The organism is Streptomyces sp. NPDC006385, assembly GCF_040612485.1.
GTDB lineage: Bacteria > Actinomycetota > Actinomycetes > Streptomycetales > Streptomycetaceae > Streptomyces.
This window is the reverse complement of sequence record NZ_JBEXQG010000042.1, coordinates 1-25,443: the sequence shown is the minus strand read 5'-3', so window position 1 is coordinate 25,443 and position 25,443 is coordinate 1. Positions and strand designations below refer to the sequence as shown.

At 68.6% G+C, this 25,443-nt stretch carries 24 protein-coding genes and 2 tRNA genes; 15 read left to right on the top strand and 11 right to left on the bottom strand.

Annotated elements, in window-relative coordinates:
- Nucleotides 1–2: 2 nt before the first annotated feature.
- The 4 genes from ABZ078_RS27795 (at nucleotide 3) to ABZ078_RS27780 (ending at nucleotide 3,545) form a co-directional block, all read left to right on the top strand.
- A complete protein-coding gene (locus ABZ078_RS27795; protein WP_356579586.1) occupies nucleotides 3–803 on the top strand; it encodes a DUF3566 domain-containing protein in 801 nt (266 codons plus the stop codon).
- 153 nt (nucleotides 804–956) lie between these two features.
- Nucleotides 957–1,033, top strand: a tRNA-Ile gene (locus ABZ078_RS27790).
- Nucleotides 1,034–1,261: 228 nt separating this feature from the next.
- A complete protein-coding gene (locus ABZ078_RS27785) occupies nucleotides 1,262–2,692 on the top strand; it encodes a PA14 domain-containing protein (RefSeq protein WP_356579584.1) in 1,431 nt (476 codons plus the stop codon).
- Nucleotides 2,693–2,801: 109 nt separating this feature from the next.
- Nucleotides 2,802–3,545 carry an AAA family ATPase gene (locus tag ABZ078_RS27780; RefSeq protein WP_356579582.1) on the top strand — a complete coding sequence of 248 codons (744 nt, stop codon included), beginning with the start codon at nucleotides 2,802–2,804 and terminating at the stop codon, nucleotides 3,543–3,545.
- A 172-nt stretch (nucleotides 3,546–3,717) separates the two neighbouring features.
- Here ABZ078_RS27780 and ABZ078_RS27775 read toward each other — a convergent pair whose 3' ends face one another.
- The gene (locus ABZ078_RS27775) at nucleotides 3,718–4,098 is read right to left on the bottom strand and encodes a DUF6344 domain-containing protein (protein WP_356579580.1); all 381 of its coding nucleotides are present in this window, start codon (nucleotides 4,096–4,098) and stop codon (nucleotides 3,718–3,720) included.
- A gap of 346 nt (nucleotides 4,099–4,444) precedes the next feature.
- On the opposite strand from ABZ078_RS27775, the gene ABZ078_RS27770 reads away from it, so the two are divergent.
- Complete coding sequence (locus tag ABZ078_RS27770; protein ID WP_003999697.1) at nucleotides 4,445–4,573, top strand: DLW-39 family protein; 129 nt, start codon at nucleotides 4,445–4,447, stop codon at nucleotides 4,571–4,573.
- Between the two features lie 466 nt (nucleotides 4,574–5,039).
- The gene (locus tag ABZ078_RS27765; protein ID WP_356579578.1) at nucleotides 5,040–6,320 is read left to right on the top strand and encodes a hypothetical protein; all 1,281 of its coding nucleotides are present in this window, start codon (nucleotides 5,040–5,042) and stop codon (nucleotides 6,318–6,320) included.
- A gap of 185 nt (nucleotides 6,321–6,505) precedes the next feature.
- Here ABZ078_RS27765 and ABZ078_RS27760 read toward each other — a convergent pair whose 3' ends face one another.
- Together ABZ078_RS27760 and ABZ078_RS27755 are read right to left on the bottom strand one after the other, a co-directional pair.
- Entirely contained in the window at nucleotides 6,506–8,296 is a 1,791-nt protein-coding gene (locus tag ABZ078_RS27760; protein WP_356579576.1) for a protein kinase, read from the bottom strand.
- 314 nt (nucleotides 8,297–8,610) lie between these two features.
- Nucleotides 8,611–9,159, bottom strand: coding sequence for a DNA-binding protein (locus tag ABZ078_RS27755; protein ID WP_356579574.1), 549 nt, complete (start codon nucleotides 9,157–9,159; stop codon nucleotides 8,611–8,613).
- A 182-nt stretch (nucleotides 9,160–9,341) separates the two neighbouring features.
- On the opposite strand from ABZ078_RS27755, the gene ABZ078_RS27750 reads away from it, so the two are divergent.
- A tRNA-Ala gene (locus ABZ078_RS27750) sits at nucleotides 9,342–9,414 on the top strand.
- Between the two features lie 561 nt (nucleotides 9,415–9,975).
- Here the strand turns inward: ABZ078_RS27750 and ABZ078_RS27745 are convergent.
- Nucleotides 9,976–10,689: a DUF5324 family protein gene (locus tag ABZ078_RS27745; RefSeq protein ID WP_356579572.1), complete on the bottom strand. Its 714-nt coding sequence runs from the start codon at nucleotides 10,687–10,689 to the stop codon at nucleotides 9,976–9,978.
- A 327-nt stretch (nucleotides 10,690–11,016) separates the two neighbouring features.
- Between ABZ078_RS27745 and ABZ078_RS27740 the strand changes: the two genes are divergently transcribed.
- Together ABZ078_RS27740 and ABZ078_RS27735 are read left to right on the top strand one after the other, a co-directional pair.
- On the top strand, nucleotides 11,017–11,550 hold the full coding sequence (locus tag ABZ078_RS27740) for a peptidylprolyl isomerase (RefSeq protein WP_356579570.1): 534 nt from the start codon (nucleotides 11,017–11,019) through the stop codon (nucleotides 11,548–11,550).
- A 122-nt stretch (nucleotides 11,551–11,672) separates the two neighbouring features.
- Nucleotides 11,673–12,560, top strand: coding sequence for a rhomboid family intramembrane serine protease (locus tag ABZ078_RS27735; RefSeq protein ID WP_356579568.1), 888 nt, complete (start codon nucleotides 11,673–11,675; stop codon nucleotides 12,558–12,560).
- Between the two features lie 316 nt (nucleotides 12,561–12,876).
- On the opposite strand, the gene crgA is transcribed toward ABZ078_RS27735, so the two are convergent.
- Entirely contained in the window at nucleotides 12,877–13,131 is a 255-nt protein-coding gene (gene crgA, locus ABZ078_RS27730) for a cell division protein CrgA (protein WP_356579566.1), read from the bottom strand.
- Between the two features lie 141 nt (nucleotides 13,132–13,272).
- Between crgA and ABZ078_RS27725 the strand changes: the two genes are divergently transcribed.
- From ABZ078_RS27725 to ABZ078_RS27700, 6 genes are read left to right on the top strand one after another with little or no spacing between them, the layout of a single operon-like run.
- Nucleotides 13,273–14,049: a DUF881 domain-containing protein gene (locus tag ABZ078_RS27725; RefSeq protein WP_356579564.1), complete on the top strand. Its 777-nt coding sequence runs from the start codon at nucleotides 13,273–13,275 to the stop codon at nucleotides 14,047–14,049.
- Nucleotides 14,050–14,067: 18 nt separating this feature from the next.
- Nucleotides 14,068–14,739, top strand: coding sequence for a class E sortase (locus ABZ078_RS27720; protein WP_356579562.1), 672 nt, complete (start codon nucleotides 14,068–14,070; stop codon nucleotides 14,737–14,739).
- 17 nt (nucleotides 14,740–14,756) lie between these two features.
- Nucleotides 14,757–14,954, top strand: a complete 198-nt coding sequence (locus ABZ078_RS27715) for a hypothetical protein (RefSeq protein ID WP_356579560.1) — start codon at nucleotides 14,757–14,759, stop codon at nucleotides 14,952–14,954.
- Nucleotides 14,951–15,589 (top strand): aminodeoxychorismate/anthranilate synthase component II, encoded by a 639-nt coding sequence (locus tag ABZ078_RS27710; protein ID WP_356579558.1) that lies wholly within the window; start codon nucleotides 14,951–14,953, stop codon nucleotides 15,587–15,589. The genes ABZ078_RS27715 and ABZ078_RS27710 overlap by 4 nt, the downstream gene beginning before the upstream one ends.
- Nucleotides 15,586–16,794, top strand: a complete 1,209-nt coding sequence (locus tag ABZ078_RS27705; RefSeq protein ID WP_356579556.1) for a class E sortase — start codon at nucleotides 15,586–15,588, stop codon at nucleotides 16,792–16,794. Before ABZ078_RS27710 ends, ABZ078_RS27705 begins: the two co-directional genes overlap by 4 nt.
- 10 nt (nucleotides 16,795–16,804) lie before the next feature.
- Complete coding sequence (locus ABZ078_RS27700) at nucleotides 16,805–17,572, top strand: class E sortase (RefSeq protein ID WP_356579554.1); 768 nt, start codon at nucleotides 16,805–16,807, stop codon at nucleotides 17,570–17,572.
- Nucleotides 17,573–17,704: 132 nt separating this feature from the next.
- Here the strand turns inward: ABZ078_RS27700 and pknB are convergent, their stop codons facing one another.
- The 6 genes from pknB to ABZ078_RS27670 form a co-directional block, all read right to left on the bottom strand.
- On the bottom strand, nucleotides 17,705–19,747 hold the full coding sequence (gene pknB / locus ABZ078_RS27695) for a Stk1 family PASTA domain-containing Ser/Thr kinase (protein ID WP_356579552.1): 2,043 nt from the start codon (nucleotides 19,745–19,747) through the stop codon (nucleotides 17,705–17,707).
- A 169-nt stretch (nucleotides 19,748–19,916) separates the two neighbouring features.
- On the bottom strand, nucleotides 19,917–21,389 hold the full coding sequence (locus tag ABZ078_RS27690) for a penicillin-binding protein 2 (protein ID WP_356579550.1): 1,473 nt from the start codon (nucleotides 21,387–21,389) through the stop codon (nucleotides 19,917–19,919).
- On the bottom strand, nucleotides 21,386–22,828 hold the full coding sequence (locus tag ABZ078_RS27685; protein ID WP_356579548.1) for an FtsW/RodA/SpoVE family cell cycle protein: 1,443 nt from the start codon (nucleotides 22,826–22,828) through the stop codon (nucleotides 21,386–21,388). The genes ABZ078_RS27690 and ABZ078_RS27685 overlap by 4 nt, the downstream gene beginning before the upstream one ends.
- Before the next feature lie 27 nt (nucleotides 22,829–22,855).
- Nucleotides 22,856–24,430, bottom strand: a complete 1,575-nt coding sequence (locus ABZ078_RS27680; RefSeq protein ID WP_356579655.1) for a Stp1/IreP family PP2C-type Ser/Thr phosphatase — start codon at nucleotides 24,428–24,430, stop codon at nucleotides 22,856–22,858.
- Between the two features lie 90 nt (nucleotides 24,431–24,520).
- Entirely contained in the window at nucleotides 24,521–25,033 is a 513-nt protein-coding gene (locus ABZ078_RS27675) for an FHA domain-containing protein (protein WP_356579546.1), read from the bottom strand.
- 10 nt (nucleotides 25,034–25,043) lie between these two features.
- On the bottom strand, nucleotides 25,044–25,443 hold a 400-nt coding region (locus ABZ078_RS27670; RefSeq protein WP_356579544.1), incomplete at its 5' end, for an FHA domain-containing protein.

Genomic DNA, 25,443 nt, shown 5'->3' with positions numbered 1-25,443 from the left:
TCGTGAGCGGAGCCACGGGCGCCGGATCGTCCGGTACCTCGACCGGTTCTCCTGCCGGTACGGAGAGGGACGACGGCGGCCGTGGCTCCGCCGCGCGTGCGACGGACACCCACACGACCCAGCTCAAAGCGATCAAGTCGCCCGCGAAGGACTCTCCCTCGTCCGACGCACCTGGATCCCAGGGGGGAAGCGTGACGGACACCCGAGGTCCGCAGGCCCAGCAGTACGCGGCCGGCGCGGGCCCCCAGCCGCAGCCTGCCCCCACGGGGGCGCAGCAGCCGACCTCCGCGCCGGCGGCGTCGCCGCTGCCAGGGGAACGGCAGCCGCAGCAGGACGCCGGGCCGTACCACCCTCCGCAGGCCTACCAGACGCCCGCTGCGGCGAGCGGGCAGCGCAAGCCCCGCACGGGGGCCGGGGCGCGTACGACGCCGCGCACCCGCAAGGCACGGCTGCGCGTGGCCAAGGCCGACCCGTGGTCGGTGATGAAGGTCAGCTTCCTGCTCTCCATCGCGCTGGGCATCTGCACGATCGTCGCGGCCGCGGTGCTCTGGATGGTCATGGACGCGATGGGCGTCTTCTCGACGGTCGGCGGCACGATCTCCGAGGCGACCGGCTCGAACGAGTCGAACGGCTTCGACCTGCAGGCTTTCCTGTCGCTGCCGCACGTGTTGATGTTCACATCGATCATCGCGGTCATCGACGTCGTCCTCGCGACGGCGCTGGCGACGCTCGGCGCGTTCATCTACAACCTCTCCGCGGGCTTCGTGGGCGGCGTCGAGCTGACACTCGCGGAGGACGAGTGAGGTAGGAGGTAGGCCGAGGGCGGGTGACAGTTGCCGCGCGGAGGCGCTTTCAAACCTGCCCTGACGGTCCCCCGACAACCGATTTTGGGACTGCCCATGTCGTGCGCTAATCTTCAGGAGTCAGCGCGCGGGACACACACCGCAGAGCGCGGCGGGGCTATAGCTCAGTTGGTTAGAGCGCATCCCTGATAAGGATGAGGCCACAGGTTCAAATCCTGTTAGCCCCACCAGCGAAAAGACCCCTGGTCCGGATGGATCGGGGGTCTTCGTCGTGCGTAGCCCGGCCCGGGACGTCATACGGATTCCGCCTGTGACGTCCCGCACCTCCCGGACTGTGATCGGCCGTACGCCTGCGCGCTTCACGAGCCGCTCGAAGATCAGCGATCTTCGTGCAACCTTCCTCCCAGGTCACGAGTCTCCACGCTGTACGTCTTGCCCGCACAGCGCGAAAGGTCCCCGTGCGCCAGAAGAGTCTCCTCGCCGCCGTGACCGGTGGTGCCCTGTCCGCCGTCGTCCTCGGGGGCCTGCTGGCCGCCGCGCCGCAGGCGGCGGCCGCCGACGTCACCTGCTCGACCAACGTCTACAAGCGGACGTTCTACAAGAACACCTCGTTCTCCGGCTCCCCGGTGAGGACCGACTGCGACAGCGCCGTCGACCAGAGCTGGTCGGGCAGCCCGGTCTCCGGTGTGCCGACGAACAACTTCGGTGTCCGCTGGTCGGTGACCCGGGACTTCGGCTCCGGCGGCCCCTTCACCTTCACCGTCTCCGCCACCGACGGCGTCCGCGTCTATCTGGACGGCGTCCGCAAGATCGACCTGTGGCAGGGCACCGGTGACACCGCCCGCTCCAAGAGCGTCAACCTCACCGTCCCCTCCGGCAAGCACACCCTTCGCGTCGACTACGTGAACTGGTCCGGAGCAGCGAAGGTCAAGTACACGTACACGCCCCGGACCTCGGCCACGTACGACAAGACGAAGCCACTCGCCCCCACCGGTGTGAAGACCGCCTACAACACCACGACCCGCAAGACGACTGTCTCCTGGTCCGCCAACAAGGAGATGGACCTGGCGAGTTACTCCCTGTACCGGCGGCCCGTCGGGTCCAGCACCTGGACGAAGGTCACCACGACCACCGCCCGCAGCCACACCGACCCGCTGGTGAACCCCGACGACCGCACGCCCTACTACTACGAGGTCCGCGCCAAGGACAAGGCCGGCAACACCTCGTCGGGCAGCACCGACACCATCGTCCGTCCCCTGCCGGTCGTCACCTCCCTGACCGGCACCTACGACAAGGTGACCGGCAAGGTCAGCCTGCAATGGCCCCTCAACACCGAGCCGCACTTCGACCACTACACGGTCCTGAGCAACGACAAGGTGGACGGCTCCTACGTCTGGGTCCCGCTCGGCACCACCAAGGGCAACACCTGGACCACCGGCCCCGTCACCGCCGACGGTGAGACCCGCCACTACCGCGTCCTCGTCACCAACGACGGCGGCACCACCACCTACAACCCGGCCTGGCTCGACGCCAGCGCCACCAACGAACTCTGGCTCGCCATCCCCGACGGCATCGCCCCCGCCTACGCCCCCGACCTGGCCCTGGGCTCCTGCGCGAGCGGCATCAGGGCGACCGCCAGCGACACCACACCGGCCACGATCCGCGATTTCGTCGGCTTCGAGATCGAGCGCCGTGCGACGGGGACGGAGACCTGGTCGGTCGTCCTGCACCAGGGCTACGACCCGCGCCTCGACACCGCCACGGCCACCGTCTGCGACCCGCTGCCCGCCGACGGGCGCTCCTACCAGTACCGGGCCCGCAGCTACGACGAGGCCGGGAACTACTCGCCGTACAGCGAGATCCGGGCCATGACGGTGCCGGTCGGCTGACGGCCACGGGATACGCCGGCGAAAGGACCCCCACCGGTTCGGTCGGGGGTCCTCGGCATCCCGGACCAGGCCCAGCGTGATTGTCAGTACCGGATGAGAGCCTGACGGCATGATCGTCGAACGGGCATACGCGCATGTCGCCGAGGGCGAGCTGGCGGAAGGCAGCCAGTGGCCGTGGTCGGTGCCGTGCGTGCGACAGCTACTGGACGACGGCCTGAGGTTCACCGCGCCGGTCACGTTCCTGGTGGGGGAGAACGGCTCGGGCAAGTCGACGCTCGTCGAGGCGCTGGCCGAGGGCTTCGGGCTGGACTCCTGGGGCGGGTCCGCGGGCTACCGGTACGCCAGTTGGCGTGAACCTTCGGCGCTGGGCGGGCGGATACGCTTCGAGGCGACGGCGGCCGGCCGTCGTATGCTGCGCGGGCCTCGGACGCGCCGCAGAGGCTTCTTCCTGCGGGCGGAGACGGCGCTGGACGCGCTGGGCCGCGAGCAGCAGACGGGAAGGCTGTCCGGGGCCGTGGACGCGATGAGTCACGGCGAGGGCTTTCTGATGGCCTTCCGCGAGCGGTTCCAGGAGCCGGGACTTTACGTCCTGGACGAACCCGAAGCCGCGTTGTCCTTCGCTTCCTGCCTTCAACTCCTCGGGGTACTGCATGAACTGGGGCGTTCCGGTGCGCAGATCATCTGCGCCACGCACTCACCTGTGCTGACGGCGCTGCCTGGCGCCGAGATCATCGAGGTGGGCGAACACGGAATGCGTCCCGCTGACTGGCGGGACCTTGAACTCGTCGATCACTGGCGGCGTTATCTCAACGACCCGTGGGCCTATCTCCGGCACATCGTCGGAGGGGGATGAGCTTCGCCGTAGAACTGTCTGCAGGAGCTGAGCTGTGCCGTGCCTTGCTCTGCTGTGCCGTGCCGTGCTGTGCCTGAGCGGTGCCTGTACGCAAGCTCGCTGTGACGGTGGATGTGGGATAACGGCGGAATCAAGGGGGGTAACGGGCGACGGCTCGAGGTGAGCCGTGGGTTCAGCGCTGGTGCGGGACGAGGGGCTGGCCCGGAGCGGCGGCGGAGACGCACTCGCCGGCCGCCGAGGTGGGCGTCGTGGCCGCTTCCTCGTCGGTGAGCGGGCGGTGGCGGCAGCCGGGGGTCTTGCCGTGGGCCTCGGCGCGGATGCGCTGCTTCATCGTCGGGGGCAGTGACCTGGCGTAGGACAAGGCCCACTGGGGCATCGCCGGCACTGTCACCTGCGTGTTGCGGTCGCTGTCGTCACTGTCGCTCTTGCGCGCCGTCTCGGTGTGCGGTACGGCTGCGGCCGCGGTCGTCGTGACGAATCCGAGCGCCGTGAACAGCGCGAGGAAGGCGGTGACGATGGTGGTCCACAGGTTCATGACCTTGTTCCGGGCCATGGCCCCTCACTTTCGGGTTGGGCGATTTGCGTACTTTCCTCATGATGTGTATGGGGGCCGAGAAATCATGCACCGACGCCCGTGGCGCGTCGATCTTCAGATGAACAACACTCGGATGGGTGCAAGAAGCCTGAAAAGTCCCGGAAGGTGAGGAGGCGGGAGGAAGGGGAGAAAAGTAACCGTCTGTCGGGGTGTGATCACCCTCCGATCGGAGCGGTGTCATCCGCTTCTACTGCGCTGTTCCGGAGGGAAGTTGAGCCTCGACGCAGGTCACCGATCGATATCGGTCGGTGTGTATAGTCGGGCGCCAGAAGTCCCCTACGTCAACGAAAGACGAGGTCGCGCGGTGAAGAAGCTTCTCCTGGTCGCACTGGCCGCCATCGGCGGGCTCCTCGTGTACCGCCAGATCCAGGCGGATCGCGCCGAGCAGGATCTGTGGACGGAGGCGACTGACTCCGTGCCCACGGGTTCGTGAGCCGTCACATCGGAATCTGAAGCAGACCCCGGCCGCCTCGCGGTCGGGGTTTTGTGCGCTCGGGGGCGTGTACGCCCAGGGGTGCGAAGTGCCTCGGAGCGCTTTGGAGCCGCCTTGGAGCGCTACGGAGGCTAAGAAGGCTACGGAGCGCTGTAGGGGCAGGGGCGTAGAACTCCGTGGAGCGCCGTGCCACCGCGTGGGGGGGCGTGGGGGGCGTGCAGTGTGTCGTGGTTTCGAGTTGCGCGAGCGGTTCGGAGGCTTTAGAGCCGGGCGTTTCGGACGGCCGTACGGATTGTGTGGGTGACGCGCGGCCGCGCTGGGCAGGATGGGCGACGGTTCATGGTCGGCGACGAAAAAGGGGCAGAGCGTGATGGGGCGGCGGCGTACGGCGCGGGGGCGGCGCGTGCGAGCGGCGGCAGCGCGGCGCGGTCATCCCTCGGCACGCGCGCGTGGAGCCGTCGTAGGGATGCTGCTGGTGTGTACGACGGCCGTCGTGCCGGGCCCGTCCGCACTCGCTGTGGGAACTCCCAGCCCCTATGCCTTCGCCCAGGACGCCCGGTCCGTCCCAGGCGCGACCAGCACCACGGACGCCGCGCCGCTCGAACTCGGCGCGACGTACAAGAGCTCCCTGCCGAGCGGCGGCTCCCTGCCGAGCGGCGGCGCGCGGGTCGCCTACCGCCTCGACCTCGACGCCACCTCCGACGCGTACGTCTCCGTGACGGCGATCCCCGCCCCCGGCAGCACTGTCAAGGCGAGCGATGGCATCAAGGTGTCCGTTGAGGACACCGACGGCCATTCCTGCTCTCTGCACACCGAGACCTTCGGTGTCGTCCGCAGCCCCCGGCCGATCGCGGCGTGGGGCGCGCGTGAGATCTCCGGCAAACGGCTCCGCTGCAAGAGGGCGGGCACCTACTACGTGGTCGTCGAGCGTGTCGGTACGGCGGCCGCCGCGCCGGACCCCTGGGACCTGGAACTCTTCACGACCTCGGAGCCGCCCCGGAAACAGGCCGGCACGACGAGAGCCCCGGAGGAGTGGAACTCCGCCTCGCCGGCCCCCCTGACCGGCGACGATGTGCGCAGTGAGGGGGGCGCGGGCTTCGCGTCCGCGGCATCCACAGGCCGCGGCGTCTGGAGCTCCGACATCGAGCCCGGCCGGACGATCTTCTACAAGGTGCCCCTCGACTGGGGGCGGCAGCTGTACGCCACCGCCGAACTGGGCAGCTCGAACAGCGGCGACAGCTCCACGGTCGGCGCCCTCAACCTCTCCCTCTACAACCCCGTGCGCGGATTCGTCGACGACGCGAGTGCCAACTACGACGGCAGGCAGACGGCCGCCGAACTCGACCCCTTGCCGCCGGTCGCGTACGAGAACCGGTACGCCATCCCTCAGCGGCACAGGGGTATGCGGTTCGCCGGCTCCTACTACCTGGTGGTGCACCTCGCGGCCGACGTGGCCGAGAAGCATGGCGACGGACCGTTCGGGGTGACGTTGCGCGTGCGGGTGGAGGGCCAGGCGCAGGCCGGGCCCGGTTATGCGGGGGAGCCGAAGCCCGGAGGGGTCTTCGGGGTCGCGGCGGGCGAGGAGGAGGCGGCTGCGGGAGGCGGCATCCGGGCTGGTCGCGGGGACGCTGACGGTGGCGCCGCGATGGCCGTGCTCGCGGTGAGTGGGATCGGTACGGGGACTGTGGTGTTGGTGGTGCTGGCGGTGTGGGTGGTGGTGGCTCGGAGGGGGGTGGGGGTTCGGTAGGGCCTGGGCGTGAGGGGGCCGGGGGAGGGACTGGGAGCGAGGCTTCGGCGCTGGCGTGCAAGCCCTGGGCGTGTCAGCTCGTGAGCTCGCGGGCTCACGGGCTCGTGAGCTCGTGGGCTCGTGGGCTTTGGAGCCCGGCGGAGCCGGGTCTGCCGTTCGGCTCGTGGGCTTGGGCCCCGGCGCGCTCAGATGTGGGCCAGCGCCCAGAAACCCACGGCGTAACAGGCGAGCGCCAGCAGCAGGAGGGGGATTGCCACCTTGGCGGGCGGGCCGGGGCGGCGGGTGACGCCATGGGCTGTGCGGCGGGGGGCGCGGTGGCCGCCGCGGCGGCGGGGCTGCGGAATTGGTGGTGCGGAAGGGGGAACCTGCGGGCTCTCAGCGGTGTACGAAGCAGTAGAGGCATCGACGCCCTGGTGTGGCGCCGGCGTCGGCGGCTGAGCCGGGTAGTAGTGCGGTGTTTGTGGCTGAGGGGAGGGCAGGACGTGCGTGTTGTCATAGGGGGAGATGCGAGTGGACTGCGGGCGTGCGTCCTGGTGCGCCTGTGCTTGTGGCTGTGCCTGTGGCTGCGCCTCTGCCTGGTGCTCTGCCTGGTGCTCTGCCTGGGCTTGGCCTGGGTGCCACGGGCCGTGCCCCGGCGGCGACGGGGCAGGTCCTTGGACCGGGCGCGGCCGTGGCGCGGACGTGTGCGTCTGAGGGGAGGAGCCGGTGTCGTGAGGCGGGGGCAGATGGAAGCTGCCGGTGTCCGACATGGTGAAGGGCTCGCCGCTGTCGCCAGGCCCCGAGGGGACGGACGGCTCATAAGTGGTGGCGGGTGGCTCATGTGCGGCGGGTGGCTGAGGCCCGGGCCGGGGCGTCTGCGGGGCGGACGTGGACGGGGAGACAGTCATGCCCGAAGCCGACATCGGCCCAGCCATGCCCTGGCGCGGATCGCTCGGCACGGACCCCGAGCCGGTGCCGGTCGGTACGGAGCCTGTCGGTACGGAGCCGGTACCCCACGGTGTGCCCATCGCCGCAGAGCCTGCCGTGCCCGCTTCCAAGGTGCCCGTGCCGAACTGCCGGGCTCCGCTCCCGCCCTCTTCGACCCCCGGTGCCGGTTTGATCGGCCCGTCGGGGCCGAACCCCGAGGGGAGCGGCCCGAGTTGGTCGAAAATCTCGATCAGCTCGTCGTCGGGCCCCGGTTCCGGCAGGAGCTCGGCGGCCGAGGCGAGGGCCTTGCGCGCACCCGTGGCTGTGCGGAACCGCGCATGCGGATCCGGCTGCAGCAGCGAGGCCACGACCTGCCACAGCGGTTCGGGAATGCCCTTGGGCGCACCGGGAGTTCCGTGCTCGGTGAAGTACTGGACGAGCGCCTTGGCGTCCGGCTTGGCACCCTCCAGCAGATACAGCGCGACCAGTCCTACGCCGAACAGGTCGGCAGGGAAGTCCGGTTCCGCGCCCATGAGTTGCTCGGGTGCGAGATAACCGGGCGTTCCCACCACGAGGTTGGTCTCGGTCAGGCGGGGCTCGCCCAGCCGCATGGCGATGCCGAAGTCGGACAGGCGCAGACGCGGGCGAGCTGTGCCGGTGGCCTCGAGGAGCACGTTGGCGGGCTTGATGTCACGGTGGACGACGCCCTCCGCGTGCACCGCGGCCAGCCCCGCGAGGAGCTGGTCGAGGAGTGTGCAGACGAAGGAGGGCGGCAAGGGGCCGTAGTCCCCGACGAGATGGACCAGCGAACCGCCGGACACGAGGTCCATGGTGAACAGGACCTTGTCGTCGTCGGCGGCCCAGCTGGCGGGCGCGAGCACATGGGGGTGATCGATCCGCAGGGCCTGTTCACGGACGAACCGCAGCAGCGAGTGCGCGTCGCTCTGCTGGAGCACCTTGGCGGCCACATACCGCCGACGGCGGTGGTCCCAGGCGCGCCAGACGGCGCCGACGCCTCCTCGTCCGATCGGGTCGACCAGTTCGTAGCGGGCGGCGAAGACCTCACCCATGGTTGTGCGTCGCTCCTCCCCCTCCGGTTACCCCCCTTGCTTCCCCCTCGACGAGCCATACGACTCCCCCTCGCCGCCCCTCTCTGTCCTCCTCACGGACTTTCCGAGGGCCGACTCCTCCGAGCCGATCTCTCCTCCCGCCCTGTCGCGGTGGGATACACGCTTATGTGCCTCCGTCGTGCATCCCACCCTGAACCGCCGGACCTCTCGTGACCCCGCCGATGAGCCGCACGACCCCCTCGTGCCCTCACGGCGTCGCCCGTCGGCCGGCTGCCGAACCCCTTTCGGCGGGCGGCCTCGGGATCAGTTCTGGGTCAGTTCTGGTGGGACTGGTAATGCGCGACGGCGTCAGAGGTGCGGCCGGCGCCGTACACCCGGAGGAACTCTGCCAGTTCCGGGTGGCTGGGGGCGAGGGTGTCCGCAGCCTCGAGGATGTCCCCCGCGGCCGCCACCGAGCGGAGCAGCGACTGGATCTCGCGGACCACTCGCTTGACCGTGGGCGCCCCCGAACTGCTCGTCGTCTGCGTGGTGTTGCTGAGCACCGAGCCCCCCTGTGACCTCTTGATCTCGTCCATGCGCTCGGTAGCCTCGGCCGCGCTCACGCTGCCGTCCGCGACCTGCCCCGCCAGGTCCTGCAGCAGCTGCACCCGCTGGACCACGGCGGGATTGCCGATCTTCGCCCGCTGGCCGCTCATCAGCTGCGACAGCATCGGTGCGGACAGTCCCAGTACCCCCGCGAGACGAGCCTGGTTGAGGCCAAGATCGTCTATCAGCTTACGGAAGAGCGCCCCCAGCGGCTCCCCGTACCAGTTCCGCTGCAGTTCCCGCGCTCTTGCGGTGGCTTCCTGCTGTGCGGCGTCCATTGCGTCTCCCCATCGCTTCCCCAAAAACCGCGGTTCGCTGTAGCGAACCACGCCGAGCATCTTACGGAGCGTGGTCGTTCATCGGGACCCCCAATCTTTTTGCGAGATACGGGGGACGACCCGGTACTCTGGTCTGCGGCGCCCGCCGGAGTGTGGTTCTTCCGGTCGGACGTTCCTCTTCCGGGGCCTTAGCTCAGTTGGTAGAGCGCTGTCTTTGCATGGCAGATGTCAGGGGTTCGACTCCCCTAGGCTCCACACCTCGGACCGGTCAGATGCCTCTGTGGGCTCTGGCCGGTCTTCGTATGCCCTGGTGGCCCATGCCCCGTGTCGCGTGACGTGTGTCACGTGATGGGAGGTGGGGGCATTGCAGGCGTTTGCGCAAACGCGTGGGTGCGTGCAGGACGGAGGGGCCGCGCAGGTGACGGACGCGGTGCCAGGGTGGTGTGTCTCGGCGTGGAAGCCTTGCGTGAGCTGGCATGGAGGTATTCGGGTAATCAGAAGGATGCGCTCCGTTGGGAAGGTCTGGGCGGGGCTTGCACGCAGGGCTCGTTGCAAACGTCATCGTGGGCGGAGGCCGTAAACACGTACTCCCGAGGCCGCCGGAGACGCCGCCGGCAGGCCCCCTGCCAGCACGCCCCCCTGCCGTCGCACCGGCTCACCATCACGCCGGCTCACCATCACGCCGGCTCACCATCGCGCCGCGGCTCGGGCACGGGGCGATGTTCCACGTGAAACAGCGCCGTGGGGCGGGAGACCCTCAAGTCTCCCGCCCCACGGCGCTGTTCGACGTGCCGGTGGTCGACACCGGCCTTCACATCACTGGCCCTTGTCGCGCCGGGCGGCCTCCTCCTCGGCCTCCTTCGCCTGGACCTCGGGGTCCAGGGCGGACTGCCCACTGCCGTCCACCGAGGCGAGCCGGGTCGACTCCGGGACCTCGGTCGCGGCGGGAGGCTCGACCAGCCAGTCCGGGTTAGCCTGCTTGTCCCACCACTTCCAGGCAGCGAAGGCAGCGCCCGCGAGGGCGCCGAATACCGCCAGCCCCTTCACCACACGGCCCGCCTTGGCGCGCCGCTGATGCTTGCGAACCAGCTTCTGGATCTCCTGCGGCGAGACTTGGCCACGCAGTGCGGCCAGCGCGGCGGCACCGCGCGCGGCGGCCTCGTCCCTGACGGGCCCGGCCGCGGCAACCGCCTGCTCGATCCTCGGCCGGGAATAGACGGCGGCCTGCCGGGCAGCCTTGCGGGTGCGGGCGGCGGCCTCATGAGCGGCGTGGTCGACCTTCGGCGGCACATGCGAACGGGCCAGTTCCAGACGCGGCGCGACATGCGCGCCGTACTGCATACGCGCCTGTGCGCGGGCCTGCTCGGTCGCCTGCGCCACGGCCGGCGCCAGCCGTACGCGTGCCTCCTGCGCATAGTGCGCGGCCCTGTCCTTGGCGGTGTCGGCGTAGGGCGCCACCACTTCCGCGGCGTGCAGCACGCTGTCCTTCGCCGAGCCGGTCGCGGCGCGCACGCTGTCGATGCGGGTCACGGGTTCCTCCTCCTCGGTGGCGTACGGTATTTCGACTTTCCACCCTTTTACGGATCATGCCTGCCAGAACGCCCCGCGGCATGTGTGGGCGGGCATATGGGTGCCGGTGAAACTTGATCGACTGCGATAACGGATCAATGCGGGGCAACGCGGGCTTGTCGTCGACAATGCCACGGTTCGCCGCGCCGCGCTCCCGTCGTGGGATTACTCGACCGTTTTTCCGTGAACGATCTGCGCGGTTGCCAGCCGGTGAACGGGTGCCGGGCGACGTGGGCCGCCTTCCATGCGAGGATCAGGGGGTCACAGGAAGACAACGGAAGGCAGATCGTGGCTGAGCAGCTCTACGCCACCCTGAAGACCAATCACGGCGACATCGAGGTCCGGCTCCTCCCGAACCACGCGCCGATCACGGTCAAGAACTTCGTCGAGCTCGCCAAGGGCGAGCGTGAGTGGACGAACCCCGCCACCGGTGAGAAGTCCACGGCCAAGCTCTACGACGGCACGGTCTTCCACCGGGTCATCAGCGGCTTCATGATCCAGGGCGGTGACCCGCTGGGCAACGGCACCGGCGGTCCCGGCTACCAGTTCCAGGACGAGTTCCACCCGGACCTGTCCTTCGACAAGCCGTACCTGCTGGCCATGGCCAACGCCGGTCCGGGCACCAACGGCTCGCAGTTCTTCATCACCGTCTCCCCGACGACGTGGCTGAACCGCAAGCACACCATCTTCGGCGAGGTCATCGACGCGGCCAGCCAGAAGGTCGTGGACTCCATCGCCACCGCCCAGACCAACCCGCGCACCGACCGTCCGCTCAACGACGTCGTCATCGAGTCGGTCGTCGTCGAGACCCGCGAGGGCTAGGTCGAGACCCGCAAGGGCCGGCCCGACACCTCCCGCAGGGAACCAAACGCCCCGCTCGTCCGTAAGGATGAGCGGGGCGGTGCATGAGGACGTGCATCGCGTACGACGACCGAGGGGACCTCATGGACCAGCCGGCAGGCAGCTCGCAGGACGCCCAGAGCCTGCCCGTCTGCTACCGCCACCCGGACCGCGAGACCGGCGTCCGCTGCACCCGCTGCGAACGCCCGATCTGCCCCGACTGCATGGTCAGCGCGTCCGTCGGCTTCCAGTGCCCCAACTGCGTGCGCACCGGTTCCGGCACGGGGCACGCGCCCAGCGCCTCCCAGCCCCGCACTCTGGCCGGCGGCACCGTCGCGGCCGACCCCCGGCTGTTCACCAAGATCCTCATCGGGATCAATGTGGCGGTGTTCATCGCCGTGCAGGTGCGGTCGTCACTCCTCAATGACCTGGTCCTCATCGGCGCCTGGCCGCCGGCGCCGTTCACGCCCACCGAAGGCGTCGCGGGAGGCGAGTGGTACCGCCTGGTCACCTCGATGTTCACGCACGAGGCGCCCTGGCACATCGGCTTCAACATGCTCAGCCTGTGGTGGCTCGGCGGCCCCCTGGAAGCGGCCCTCGGCCGTGCCCGCTACCTCACCGTCTACTGCGTCTCAGGACTGGCGGGCAGCGTCCTCGCCTATCTGCTGACGTCCCCGACCACAGCCACGCTCGGCGCCTCCGGCGCCGTATTCGGCCTGTTCGGCGCCACCGCCGTCCTGATGCGGCGGCTCAACCACGACATGCGGCCGATCATCGCCCTGCTGGCGATCAACCTGATCCTCACCTTCAGCCCAGGCTTCAACATCTCCTGGCAGGCCCACATCGGTGGCCTCGTCGCCGGTGTCATCACGGGGTACGCGATGGTCCACGCACCGCGCAAGAACCGCGCCCTCGTTCAGTACGGAACTTGCGCACTCGTTCTGGCCGCCGTGGTGCTCCTGACGCTGCTCAGGACGGCTCAGCTCACCTGACGTACCCGGTTGTCCACAGTGCGTGGCGAATCTTGTGCATAGTGTGCGGGAACACGTGTGCCCCCTGCCAGTGACCGGCGTTCTTGCAGGTCAGGCAGGGGGCGAACTCGTTTTCGGATGCGTTGGGGGTGGCTGTTGTGACAGTCGTACCGGTGTCAACACTCGATGGGTTATCCACAGATCGTCGTTCTTTTCCCCAGGTGATCTGTGGAAATCGGCGAGGCTGTGGATAACTCAGCGGATAGCCCTGGGCAGAGCTATGTTCACCCTGAAGTCGCCGTCGCTTCGGCCATCGCTTCGGCCTTCGCTTCGGTCGCTACTTCCACTGCGTGGAGACGCCGAATCCGGCGGCGATGAAGCCGAAGCCCACGACGATGTTCCAGTTGCCGAGCGCGTCGATGGGCAACGAACCGTCGGTCACATAGAAGACGACGATCCATGCCAGGCCGATGACGAACATGGCCAGCATCACAGGGGCGACCCAGGCGCGGCTGTTCAGCTTGATGGCGGTCGCCTGCTTCGACGGCGGCGGGGTGTAGTCGGCCTTCTTGCGGATACGTGACTTCGGCACGAGGGTCTCTCCTGTCGATGCGCTGCGTGGCCGCGCAGGGAACTATGGCTGGCTCGGGGCAGCGTACAAGGGGACTCTGATTGCTCCCCCGGGCGTCCGTTAGCGTAGTGCTTCTGTGGCGTCGAAGGAGATAAGGGTACGTTGAGCAATTCTGCCGACTCCCCCGGGACAGGATCCAGCCCTGTCCGCGGCCGGTTCCGGCCGGTGCGGGTGCTGACCGCGGCCGTCTTCGCTCTGGCGGGGCTCATTTTCTTCACCAGTTTCAACACGGCCAAGGGCACCGATATCCGTACGGACGCCTCGCTGCTGAAGCTTTCGGATCTGATCCACGAGCGAAGCCACGAGAACGGTGAGCTCGATGAGTCCAATGCGGCGCTGCGTGACGACGTCGAGGCGCTCGCCGAACGGGACGACGGCAGCACCAAGGCGGAGGACGACAAGCTGGCCGCGCTCGAGAAGCGGGCGGGCACGCAGAAGGTGACGGGCGAGGCGGTCACCGTCACGCTCAACGACGCCCCGCCGGACGCGACGGCCAAGCTCCCCGGTTATCCCGAGCCGCAGCCCGACTACCTGGTCATTCACCAGCAGGATCTGCAGGCCGTGGTCAACGCGCTGTGGCAGGGCGGCGCCAAGGGCATCAAGGTCATGGACCAGCGGCTGATCTCCACCAGCGCGGTGCGCTGCGTGGGCAACACCCTGATTCTGCAGGGCCGGGTCTATTCACCGCCGTACAAGATCACGGCGGTCGGTGACCCGGAGAAGTTGCAGAAGGCGCTCGGGGCCTCGCCGGCGATCCAGAACTACATGGTGTACGTCAATGTCTACGGTCTCGGGTGGAAAGTCACCGAGGACGGGACGGTGACTCTGCCAGGCTACTCGGGCACAGTGGATCTGCAGTACGCCAAGCCCGTGGAGTGAGCCTGTCTGGAGCTGCCGGTGCGTGTCGTCGTCAGGACGGTCAGCGAACTGTGCGTCACCGTCGGGACCATGATCGTTCTTTTCGTCGTCTATGTAATGTTCTGGACGGGCGTGCGGGCCGACAGTGTCATGGACGACCAGATCGACCAGTTACAGGAGCAGTGGGCGCAGGGTCCCGGTGAGAGCGCGCGGTCGAGCCCTCCGGAGCCCGCTCCGTACGTCGCGGACAAGCCCTTCGCGATCATGTACATCCCGCGTCTTGGTTTCACGTGGAACAAGCCGGTCCTCGAAGGCACCGCCACCCACACGCTCAAGAAGGGGCTGGGGCACTACGCGAGCACCGCCCAGCTCGGTCAGAAGGGCAATTTCTCGGTGGCCGGTCACCGGCGTACGTACGGCGATCCCTTCAAGGACTTCCCGAAGCTGCGCCCCGGTGACGCCGTGGTGCTGACCGACGGGACCACCTGGTTCACGTATCGGATCGACAAAGGCCCCTACAAAACCCTGCCCACCGACATTGAGGTGATCGACCCTGTGCCCCGTAAGCCGGGGTACACGCGTCAGGGCCGCTATCTGACCCTGACCACGTGTGATCCGGAGTGGGGCCACAGCCACCGGTTGATCGTGTGGGCCCACCTGGACTCCACACAGCCTGTGGAGGCCGGGAAACCGGAGGCGTTGCGCCGTTAGTCTGTTGGCTGTACGGCGTGAGTCTGGTGCCGTGGCGCGACGGAAGGGACGGCATGTACGGCTGGATCTGGCGGCATCTGCCGGGGAATGCGTGGGTGAGGGCGCTGATTTCACTCGCCCTGGTCGTGGCCGTGGTCTACGTCCTTTTCCAGTACGTCTTCCCGTGGGCCGAGCCGCTGCTTCCCTTCGGCGATGTGACGGTGGAGGGCCAGTGAGCGCGCGCATTCTCGTCGTGGACAACTACGACAGCTTCGTCTTCAACCTGGTCCAGTACCTGTACCAGCTGGGTGCGCAGTGCGAGGTGCTGCGCAACGACGAGGTGTCGACGGCGCACGCCCAGGACGGCTTCGACGGTGTGCTGCTGTCGCCGGGCCCGGGTACGCCGGAGGAGGCCGGGGTCTGCATCGAGATGGTGCGCCACTGCGCCTCGACCGGGGTGCCGGTCTTCGGTGTCTGCCTCGGCATGCAGTCGATGCAGGTGGCGTACGGCGGTGTCGTGGACCGCGCGCCGGAGCTGCTGCACGGCAAGACCTCGCTGGTCGAGCACGAGGGCAGGGGCGTCTTCGCGGGTCTGCCGACGCCCTTCACCGCGACCCGCTACCACTCCCTCGCCGCCGAGCCGCAGACAGTGCCGGCCGAGCTCGAGGTGACCGCGCGGACGCACGACGGCATCATCATGGGCCTGCGGCACCGTGAACTCCCGGTCGAAGGTGTGCAGTTCCACCCCGAGTCGGTGCTGACCGAGCACGGGCACCGGATGCTGGCCAACTGGCTGGTGGAGTGCGGCGACCAGGGCGCGGTGGCGAGGTCGGCGGGGCTCGCCCCGGTGGTGGGCAGGGCCACGGCGTGACCGCGCTGCGCCCCGAGCGCGAGTCCGGCTCCGCGTACGGGGAGTCCTTCGCGGACTCCTACGGCGGCACCGGCGACCAGGGCACCTCGTACGGGCAGCAGCCGTACGAGGCGTCCGCCGCGCTCGGGGAGTGGTACGGCGGGGAGGGCTACGTCGCTCAGGGGCAGGGTGCCGAGGGCAATGGCACCGCCACCGCCGGCTACACCGCGGGGGGCTACGGCGCGGAGGAGTCGGCCGCGTCCCAGGAGCCGTACGCGGAACCGTACATACCGCCCGTCGACGACGAGACCGTAGCGCTGCGGATAGCCGCCCCGCTCGCTGAGGCGTCCACATCGGCTTCTGCCGCCTCCTCGGCCGCGTCAGCCACGGGAACCCCCACTGGCGGCCGTGCGGCCCGCAGAAAGGCCGCCAAGCGGCGTCATGGGCGTCGTGGAGGCTCCCGGCAGGCGTCGGATGCCGCGGAGACCGGCTCGGAGACCTCCGGTGCGCCCCTTTCGCGCGTGGAGGCGCGTCGGCAGGCACGGGCGCGCAAGCCGAGCCCGGCCACCCTCGCCAGCAGGGCGATCGGTGAGGTGTTCATCACGACCGGCGTGCTGATGCTGCTGTTCGTGAGCTACCAGCTGTGGTGGACGAACGTCCGGGCGCACGCGCAGGCGGACAAGGAGGCGAGCAGCCTCCAGGACGACTGGGCGAGCGGCAAGCGCGCCCCGGGGAGTTTCGAGCCGGGGCAGGGTTTCGCCATCCTGCACATCCCGAAGCTGGACGTGGTCGTGCCGATCGCGGAGGGCATCAGCAACAAGAAGGTCCTGGACCGGGGCATGGTCGGCCACTACGGCGAGGGCAGGCTGAAGACGGCGATGCCGGATGCCAAGACCGGCAACTTCGGGCTGGCAGGGCATCGCAACACGCACGGGGAACCGTTCCGGTACATCAACCGGCTCGCGCAGGGCGACCCGATCGTCGTCGAGACGCAGGACAAGTACTACGTCTACAAGATGGCGTCGATCCTCCCGGTGACGTCGCCGAGCAACGTGAGCGTGCTGGACCCGATCCCGCGGGACGCGGGGTTCACCAAGCCGGGGCGCTACATCACTCTCACCACCTGTACGCCGGAGTTCACCAGCAAGTACCGGTTGATCGTCTGGGGCAAGATGGTCGAGGAACGGCCGCGCAGCAAGGGCAAGCCGGATGCGCTCGTCAGTTAGGCAGATGAAAGTGGCAGCGACCACCGACGGCACCACGGAAGAGCACACGGCCGCCCCCGCGTCACGGCGCCCCCCGGCACGCCGCCGCGGCATGGGCCGGATCGCGATGGCGGTCAGCGTCTTCGGTGAACTCCTCATCACGGCGGGCCTGGTGCTCGGCCTGTTCGTCGTCTACTCGCTGTGGTGGACGAACGTTCTCGCCGACCGAGCGGCGGACAAGCAGGCCGACCAGGTCCGTGACATCTGGGCCCACCAGAAGGGCGGCTCCGGCCGGCCCGCCGAGTTCGACTCCAAGAGCGGCATCGGCTTCCTTCACGTTCCCGCGATGGGCGACGACGACATCCTGGTCGAGAAGGGCACGACGTCGAAGATCCTCAACGACGGCGTCGCCGGCTACTACACCGACCCGGTCAAGGCGACCCTTCCCACCTCGGGCAAGAAGGGGAACTTCTCCCTCGCCGCCCACCGTGACGGGCACGGTGCCGAGTTCCACAACATCCACAAGATCAAGAAGGGCGACCCGATCGTCTTCGAGACGAAGGACAAGTGGTACGTCTACAAGGTCTACGCCATCCTTCCCGAGACCTCGAAGTACAACGTCAAGGTCCTGTCCAAGATCCCGAAGGAATCGGGGAAGACGAAGGCGGGCCACTACATCACGCTGACGACGTGCACGCCGGTGTACACGAGCCGGTACCGGTACATCGTGTGGGGGGAGCTGGAGCGGGTGCAGAAGGTGGACGAGGAGCGTACGCCGCCGGAGGAACTGCGCGGCTAGCAGAGGTCCTTCCACTCCACCCCATCCACTCCACCTCATCGACTCCATCCCATCAGCGCGGCACGGCAGCGGTCATGGCTGAGCCCCGGCGCCCTGCTCAGGGCACCGGGGCTCAGCCGTGTACGCCGGGGGTCAGTCCTCCGAGCGGGCGGACGTTCCCGTCACGCCGCCGAAGAGTCCGCCTCCGCCGTTGTCGCCTCCGCCGTTGTTACCGCCGCCGTTGTTGTTGCCGCCGAAGCCGACGGTGGTCAGCGTGACCTGCGTGTTCGCAGGGTCGTCGACCTCCTGGTTGCCCTTCGGGTCCTGGTCGGCGACGAGGGCGTTGTCGCTGCCGTCGCTGCCGTCGGCGATCTGGACGTTGGTGAAGCCGTTCTGCTGCAGGATCTGCCTGGCCTGGGCCACCGTCTGACCGACGACGCTCGGCACCCTGGTCTTCTGCGGGGCCGCCTTGCCGATCTGGATGTTCACCGTGGAGCCCTTGTCGACCGGGGAACCGATCGCCGGGTCGGTCCCGATGACCTTGCCGACCTGGTTCGGGTCCTGGGTATCCACCTCGACGCAGTTGCCGACGAGGTCGTTGGCGGTCATCTGGGCCTTGGCGGCGTCACAGGACTGGTTTCGGACGTCCGGGACGGTGGACTTCGCCTCCTCCACCGCGATGGTGAGGGTGATCGTCGTGCCCCTCTCGACCTCGTCGCCGCGCTGGGGGTCCTGGTCGAGGACGGTGTTCGGCTCGTCCGAGGAGGTCTCCCGCTTCTTCGTCTCGACCTTGAATTCGTAGTCGTCACCCTCGAGCTGCCGCTTGGCCTCGGACAGCTTCAGGCCGATCACGCTCGGCACCGCCACCTTCGGGGCGCCGGTCGAGACCACGATGTTGACCGTGGTGTTCTTGTCGACCTTGGTGTCGGCATTGGGATCCTGATCGCAGATCTTGCCCTTGGGCTGGCTCTCGCACTCCTTCTCCGTGACCGTGCCCATCTTGAGGTCACTGTTGGTCAGAAGCGCGGTGGCGTCGTCCTTGGTCTCGCCGACGAGGTTCGGCACAGGCACCTGGCTGTTGCTCGCACTCTTGCCGTCGAAGATCCACTTGCCGATCAGGACCGCGCCGACCAGGACCAGGACCGCCGCGACGACCAGGAGGATCGTCGAGGTGTTGGACTTCTTCTGGCGGCGTCGGTCCACGCGGTCGTCGTAGCCGTAGCCGCCGTCGTCCGGGTTCATGGGCGGCAGCATCGACGTGGCGCCGGCGTCCTGGGCGCGCAGGGCCGTGGTCGGCTGGTCGTCGGGGTAGCCGCCGTAACCCACCGCGCCCATCGCGGCCGTGGCGGCGACGGGCTGGCCGTCGAGGCAGGCCTCGATGTCGGCGCGCATCTCGTCGGCCGACTGGTAGCGGTAGTTGGGGTCCTTGACCAACGCCTTCAGGACGATCGCGTCCATCTCCGGCGTGATCTCGGGGTCGAAGACGGACGGGGCCTGCGCCTCCTCGCGTACGTGCTGGTACGCGACCGCGACCGGGGAGTCACCCACGAACGGCGGGCGGACCGTCAGGAGCTCGTAGAGCAGACAGCCGGTCGAGTACAGGTCGGACCGAGCGTCCACCTGCTCGCCCTTCGCCTGTTCCGGCGAGAGGTACTGGGCGGTGCCGATGACGGCGGCCGTCTGCGTCATCGTCATGCCGGAGTCACCCATGGCGCGGGCGATGCCGAAGTCCATCACCTTGACCTGGCCGTTGCGCGTCAGCATGACGTTGGCCGGCTTGATGTCGCGGTGGACGATGCCGTTGCGGTGGGCGTACTCAAGGCCCTGGAGGATGCCGATGGTCATCTCCATGGCGCGCTCCGGCAGCAGCTTGCGGCCACTGTGGAGAAGCTCACGCAGCGTGGAGCCGTCGACGTACTCCATGACGATGTACGGGATCGACACGTTGTCGATGTAGTCCTCGCCCGTGTCGTAGACCGCGACGATCGCGGGATGGTTGAGCGAGGCGGCCGACTGGGCCTCCCGGCGGAACCGGGCCTGGAAGGACGGGTCGCGCGCGAGGTCCGCGCGCAGCGTCTTCACCGCCACGGTGCGGCCGAGGCGGGTGTCATGCGCGAGGTAGACCTCCGCCATGCCACCACGACCGAGCACCTGGCCCAGTTCGTACCGGCCGCCGAGGCGACGCGGCTCTTCCATAACTACCTACCAGCCCTCTCCGTCGGTCCCGCCGTCACCCTTGTGGGTGTGGCGGTGGTCCGTCCGGGCATACCGTACCCGGCTCATCTTGTGTGACCTGGCCAAGCCCGTAACCCGATACAGGACCGGTATCGCAACGTGCACCGATGTGAAGGGGACGTGAGCGGGGTCACTTCTTACTGTTGATGACCGCCTCCATGACGCTCTTGGCGATGGGGGCCGCGAGGCCGCCGCCGGAGATGTTCTCGCGGACCGCCTTCTCGTCCTCGACGACCACGGCCACGGCCACCGGCGAGCTGTTGTCGACCTTGGCGTAGGAGATGAACCATGCGTAGGGGTTCTCGCTGTTGTCCACACCGTGCTGGGCGGTGCCGGTCTTGCCGCCCACCTTGACACCGTCGATCCGTGCCCTCTTGCCGGTGCCGTTCTCGACGACGGTCTCCATCATCGACTGCAGGATCTGCGCGTTCTCCGCCGACAGCGGCTTGCTCAGTTCCTCGGGGTCGGTCTTCTCGATGGCGTCGAGGTTGTGCGTCTGGACCTCGTCGACCATGTACGGCTTCATCAGGGTGCCGTCGTTGGCGACGGCCGAGGCGACCATGGCCATCTGCAGCGGGGTCGCGGCGGTGTTGAACTGACCGATGGAGGACAGCGCGGTCTGCGAGGGGTTCATGTCGTCGGAGAAGACCGACGCGCTGGTGCGGGTCGGCGTGAACTGCTCCTGGGTGAAGCCGAACTTCTTGGCCTCCTCCAGCATCTTGTCGTTGCCGAGGTCGGAGCCGATCTTGCCGAAGACGGTGTTGCAGGACCACTGCAGGGCGACCCGCAAAGTCGCGTTCTTGCAGGGGATGTTGCCCTCGTTCTTCAGCACGGTCGTGGTGCCCGGCATGGTCCACGGCAGCGGCGTCCTGGTCTTCTGGTCCGCCTCCGTGTACAGGCCGTTCTCCAGCGCCGCGGCCGCGGTGACCACCTTGAAGGTGGAGCCCGGCGGGTAGACCTCGCGCAACGCCCGGTTGAGCATCGGGTCGTCCGGGTTGTTCTTCTTCTGCAGGCGGTTCCACGCCTTCGCGTCGGCGTCGCTGCCGCCCGCGATCGTGGAGGGGTCGTACGACGGGAAGGACGCCAGCGCCAGGATCTTGCCGGTGGACGGCTCGATGGCGGCCACGGCACCCTTGCCGCCCTGCTTCTTCAGGCCGTCGTACGCGGCCTTCTGCGCGGCGGCGTTGAGGGTGGTGACGACGTTGCCGCCGACCTTCTCCTTGCCCGTGATCATGTCGAGGGTGTTGCGGAAGAAAAGCCGGTCGTCGGTGCCGCTGAGGATGCCGTCCTCGATGGACTCCAGCTGGTTGGCGCCGTAGGCCTGCGAGACGAAGCCGGTGACGGGCGCCCACATCGCGCCGTTCTTGTACGTGCGCTTGTACTTGAAGTCGCCCGTCGTCGTTTCCTTGTACCCGGTGATCGGGTTGCCGCCGACGATGATGTCGCCGCGGGGGGTGGCGTAGCGGGCGATGAGGACGCGGCGGTTGTTGGGGTCCTCCCTCAGGGTGTCGGCCTTGACGTACTGAAGCCAGTTGTCGCGGATGAGCAGGGCGAGGACGAGGAGGCCACAGAAGATCGCGATCCGGCGCAGGGGCTTGTTCATGACGGGCGGACCACCTGGGTCATCTCAGCGTCGGGGTTGGGAGCGGGGGCGGGCGCCGGGCGACGAGCGGTGTCGCTGATGCGCAGCAGGATGCCGATCAGGGCCCAGTTGGCCAGCACGGAGGAACCACCGTATGCGAGGAACGGCATGGTCATACCGGTCAGCGGGATGAGGCCCATGACACCGCCCGCCACGACGAAGACCTGCAGCGCGAACGCACCGGAAAGGCCGATGGCGAGCAGCTTGCCGAACGGGTCGCGGGCGGCGAGGGCGGTGCGCACGCCGCGTTCCACGATCAGGCCGTAGATCAGCAGGATCGCCATGACGCCGGCCAGACCCAGCTCCTCGCCGAAGGTGGCGAGGATGAAGTCGGAGTTGGCGGCGAAGCGGATGAGCTCGGAGTGGCCCTGCCCCCAGCCGGTGCCGAGGGTGCCGCCGGAGCCGAAGGCCCACAGGGCCTGCATGGACTGCTCGGTGTGGCCGAGGATGTTCTCCCTGCTGAGCGTGTACTCGCGCATCGGGTCGAGCCATGCCTGGACGCGGGTCTGGATGTGCGGTTCGAAGCTCGCCACGCCGACAGCGCCGACGGCGGACATCAGCAGACCGAAGACGATCCAGCTGGTCCGCTCGGTGGCGACGTACAGCATGATGACGAACATTCCGAAGAACAGCAGCGACGTACCGAGGTCGGTCTCGAAGACCAGGATGAGGATCGAGAGCGCCCAGACGACCAGGATCGGGCCGAGGTCGCGGCCGCGCGGCAGGTACAGGCCCATGAAACGGCGGCTGGCGAGGGCCAGGGCGTCCCGCTTCACCATCAGATAACCGGCGAAGAAGATGGCGAGGACGATCTTCGCGAACTCACCGGGCTGAACGGTGCCCAGGCCGGGAATCCGGATCCAGATCTTCGCGCCGAAGACGTCGGTCCCCAGGCCCGGCACCAGCGGCAGGATCAGCAGCACTAGAGCGACGAACATGGAGATGTACGTGTAGCGCTGGAGGACGCGGTGGTCCTTCAGGAAGATCAGCACCACGACGAACAGAGCGATGCCCAGCGCGGTGTACAGCAACTGGCGGGGCGCGGCCGTGACGTAGTTGGGCAGGGACTGCAGCAGCTTCGACTGGTCCAGCCGCCAGATGGCCACCAGCCCCAGCCCGTTGAGCAGCGTTGCCAGCGGCAGCAACAGGGGGTCCGCGTAAGGCGCGAACTTCCGTACGGCGAGATGGCCGACGCCGGCCAGCAGGCCGAGCCCCACGCCGTAGCTGAGCAGCCCGGCGGGCACCTCGTCGTTGATCGCCAGGCCCACGTTGGCGTAGGCGAACACGGGAATGAGAACCGCGAACACCAACAGCGCCAGCTCGGTGTTGCGCCGACTCGGCGCGCCGATCGCGCCGATCGTGGACGTGTGGTGCGTCGGCGAGTTCGTAGTACTGCTCATGGTGTGACGGGACCTCTCACGGCTTGCCTACTGCGTGCCGCAGTTCGTGACGACCTTCTGCTCTTCCTCCGAGAGAGTGGGGCCGGGGTTTGGCGTCGCAGTCGGTGTCGGGGAGGTGGAGGCGGACGGGGGCGCGGACTGGGTGGCCGACGGTGTCGGTGTCGCCTTGGACGTGAGAGAGGTACGGGTGGTTCCCGTGGTGCCTCCGGCCACGCCCTCGCCCGTGCGGGAGTTCTTCTCGCTCTCGGTGGCCTGCTGCTCGGCCCGCTTCCTGCAGGCGGAAGCCTGCACGCCGAGTTCGTCGATCTTCGCCTGCGCGTCGTCCAGAGCGCCTTCGACGATGGTCGCCTTGACCAGCTTCTGCTGGTAGGGCGGCAGGTACTTGAGTTCGATCTCGGGGTGGTCCTTCTCCACCTTCGACAACGAGATCCAGGCCAGGTCCTGGCTGATCCCGCGGTACAGGGCGACGTGTCCGTGGTTGGCGCCGACGTAGTACTGCGTTTGCGTCCAGCGCCAGCCGCCGTACATGCCGCCGCCGATCACACCGAGCGCGAGCGCGATGTAGAAGGATCTCTTCAGCCACTTGCGGCCCGTGCGGGGTTTGACGAAGTCGTCGTCGGTGTAGTCGCCGAAGCCGCCCGCCGGGATGTAGCCGGTGGTGTCGCCGGAGCCGGGCGGGCCGAACTCGCCGCCTCCGCCGCCCTGTCCGGGCCCTGGTCGGCCGAGCCCGGAGGCGCGGCCGGCCGGGGTCTGCATGATGCCGTTGTCGTGCAGGTGGTTCTGGTTCTCGGCGACGGCGCCGACCACGACCGGAGTGTCGTGCAGCTGTCCGGCGAGGGTGTCGCCCGTGTCGAGGTCGAGGACGTCGGCGACGATGACCGTGATGTTGTCGGGGCCGCCGCCGCGCAGCGCGAGCTCGATCAGCTGCTGCACGGTCTCCTGGGGGCCCTGGTAGCTGGCGAGGGTGTCCTCCAGGGTCTGGTGGGACACCACCCCGGACAGGCCGTCGGAGCAGATCAAGTACCGGTCGCCGGCGCGGACTTCACGGATCGACAGGTCGGGATCGACATGGTCGCCGCTGCCCAGCGCGCGCATCAGCAAGGAGCGCTGCGGGTGGGTGGTGGCCTCTTCCTCGGTGATGCGGCCCTCGTCGACGAGGCGCTGCACCCAGGTGTGGTCCTGCGTGATCTGCGTGAGGACGCCGTCGCGCAGCAGGTACGCGCGCGAGTCGCCGACGTGGACGAGGCCGAGTCGCTGTCCGGTCCACAGCAGGGCGGTGAGCGTGGTGCCCATGCCCTCCAGTTGCGGGTCCTCCTCGACCATCGCGCGCAGCTGGTCGTTGGCGCGCTGGACGGCCGTACCGAGCGAGGTGAGGACGTCGGAGCCGGGGATGTCGTCGTCGAGGGCGACGATGGTGGAGATCGCCTCGGAGGAGGCGACCTCGCCCGCGGCGGCGCCGCCCATGCCGTCGGCGATGGCGAGCAGGCGGGGTCCGGCGTATCCGGAGTCCTCGTTGCCCTCCCGGATCATGCCTTTGTGCGATCCGGCGGCGAAGCGCAGTGACAGACTCATGCGCACCTCGCCCGTCGGCTCCGGGTACATCCGCACGGTGCCCACCCTCCGGTCGGGAGCGCGCCGGGGCCCGTCGTGCGGTCCACCGCTGCGTGCTCGCTCCGCTCGCTCATTGTCGTACTACTTCCGCAGCTCGATGACGGTCTTGCCGATGCGGATCGGCGCACCCAGCGGAATCGGTGTGGGGGTCGTCAGCCGCGTTCGGTCGAGGTACGTGCCGTTGGTGGAGCCCAGGTCCTCGACGATCCACTGGCCGTCACGGTCCGGGTAGATCCTGGCATGCCGGCTGGAGGCGTAGTCGTCGTCCAGCACGATCGTGCTGTCGTGTGCCCGGCCCAGGGTGATCGTCTGGCCCTGGAGCGCGACGGTGGTGCCGGAGAGTGTGCCCTCGGTCACCACCAGCTTGGAGGGTGCGTTACGGCGCTGCCGGCCGCCGCCCTGCTGGCCGCGCTGCGGCGGCGGCGCCGCCTGCCGGGCGGCCTGCTGCGGCCGGCCGGACTCGCGACGCGAGCCGCGCTGAGTGACGCGCGTCCCGAACAGGTCGCTGCGGATGACCTGCACGGCCACGATCACGAACAGCCACAGGACGGCCAGGAAACCCAGCCGCATGACCGTGAGGGTCAGCTCTGACATTGCCCCCGCTTCACCCTTCGGCTTGCCTATAGATAACGGTGGTGCTGCCCACGACGATCCGCGAGCCGTCGCGGAGCGTAGCGCGGGTGGTGTGCTGCCCGTCCACCACGATGCCGTTGGTGGACCCGAGATCCTGGATCGTCGAGGGCGTTCCGGTCCGGATCTCGCAGTGCCGGCGGGAGACGCCGGGGTCGTCGATCCGCACGTCGGCCTCGGTGCTGCGGCCCAGCACGAGCGTCGCGCGGGAGATCTGATGGCGGGTGCCGTTGATCTCGATCCAGTAGCGGGTGCGTCCGGCGGCGGCGGGGGCGGCGGGGCGCTGGCCGCCCGCGGGCTGCGACGGCCGGAGTTGCGCAGAACGCTGTACGACAGGGTCACGTACTGGGTGTTGTCCTTCAGGTCGAAGAGGC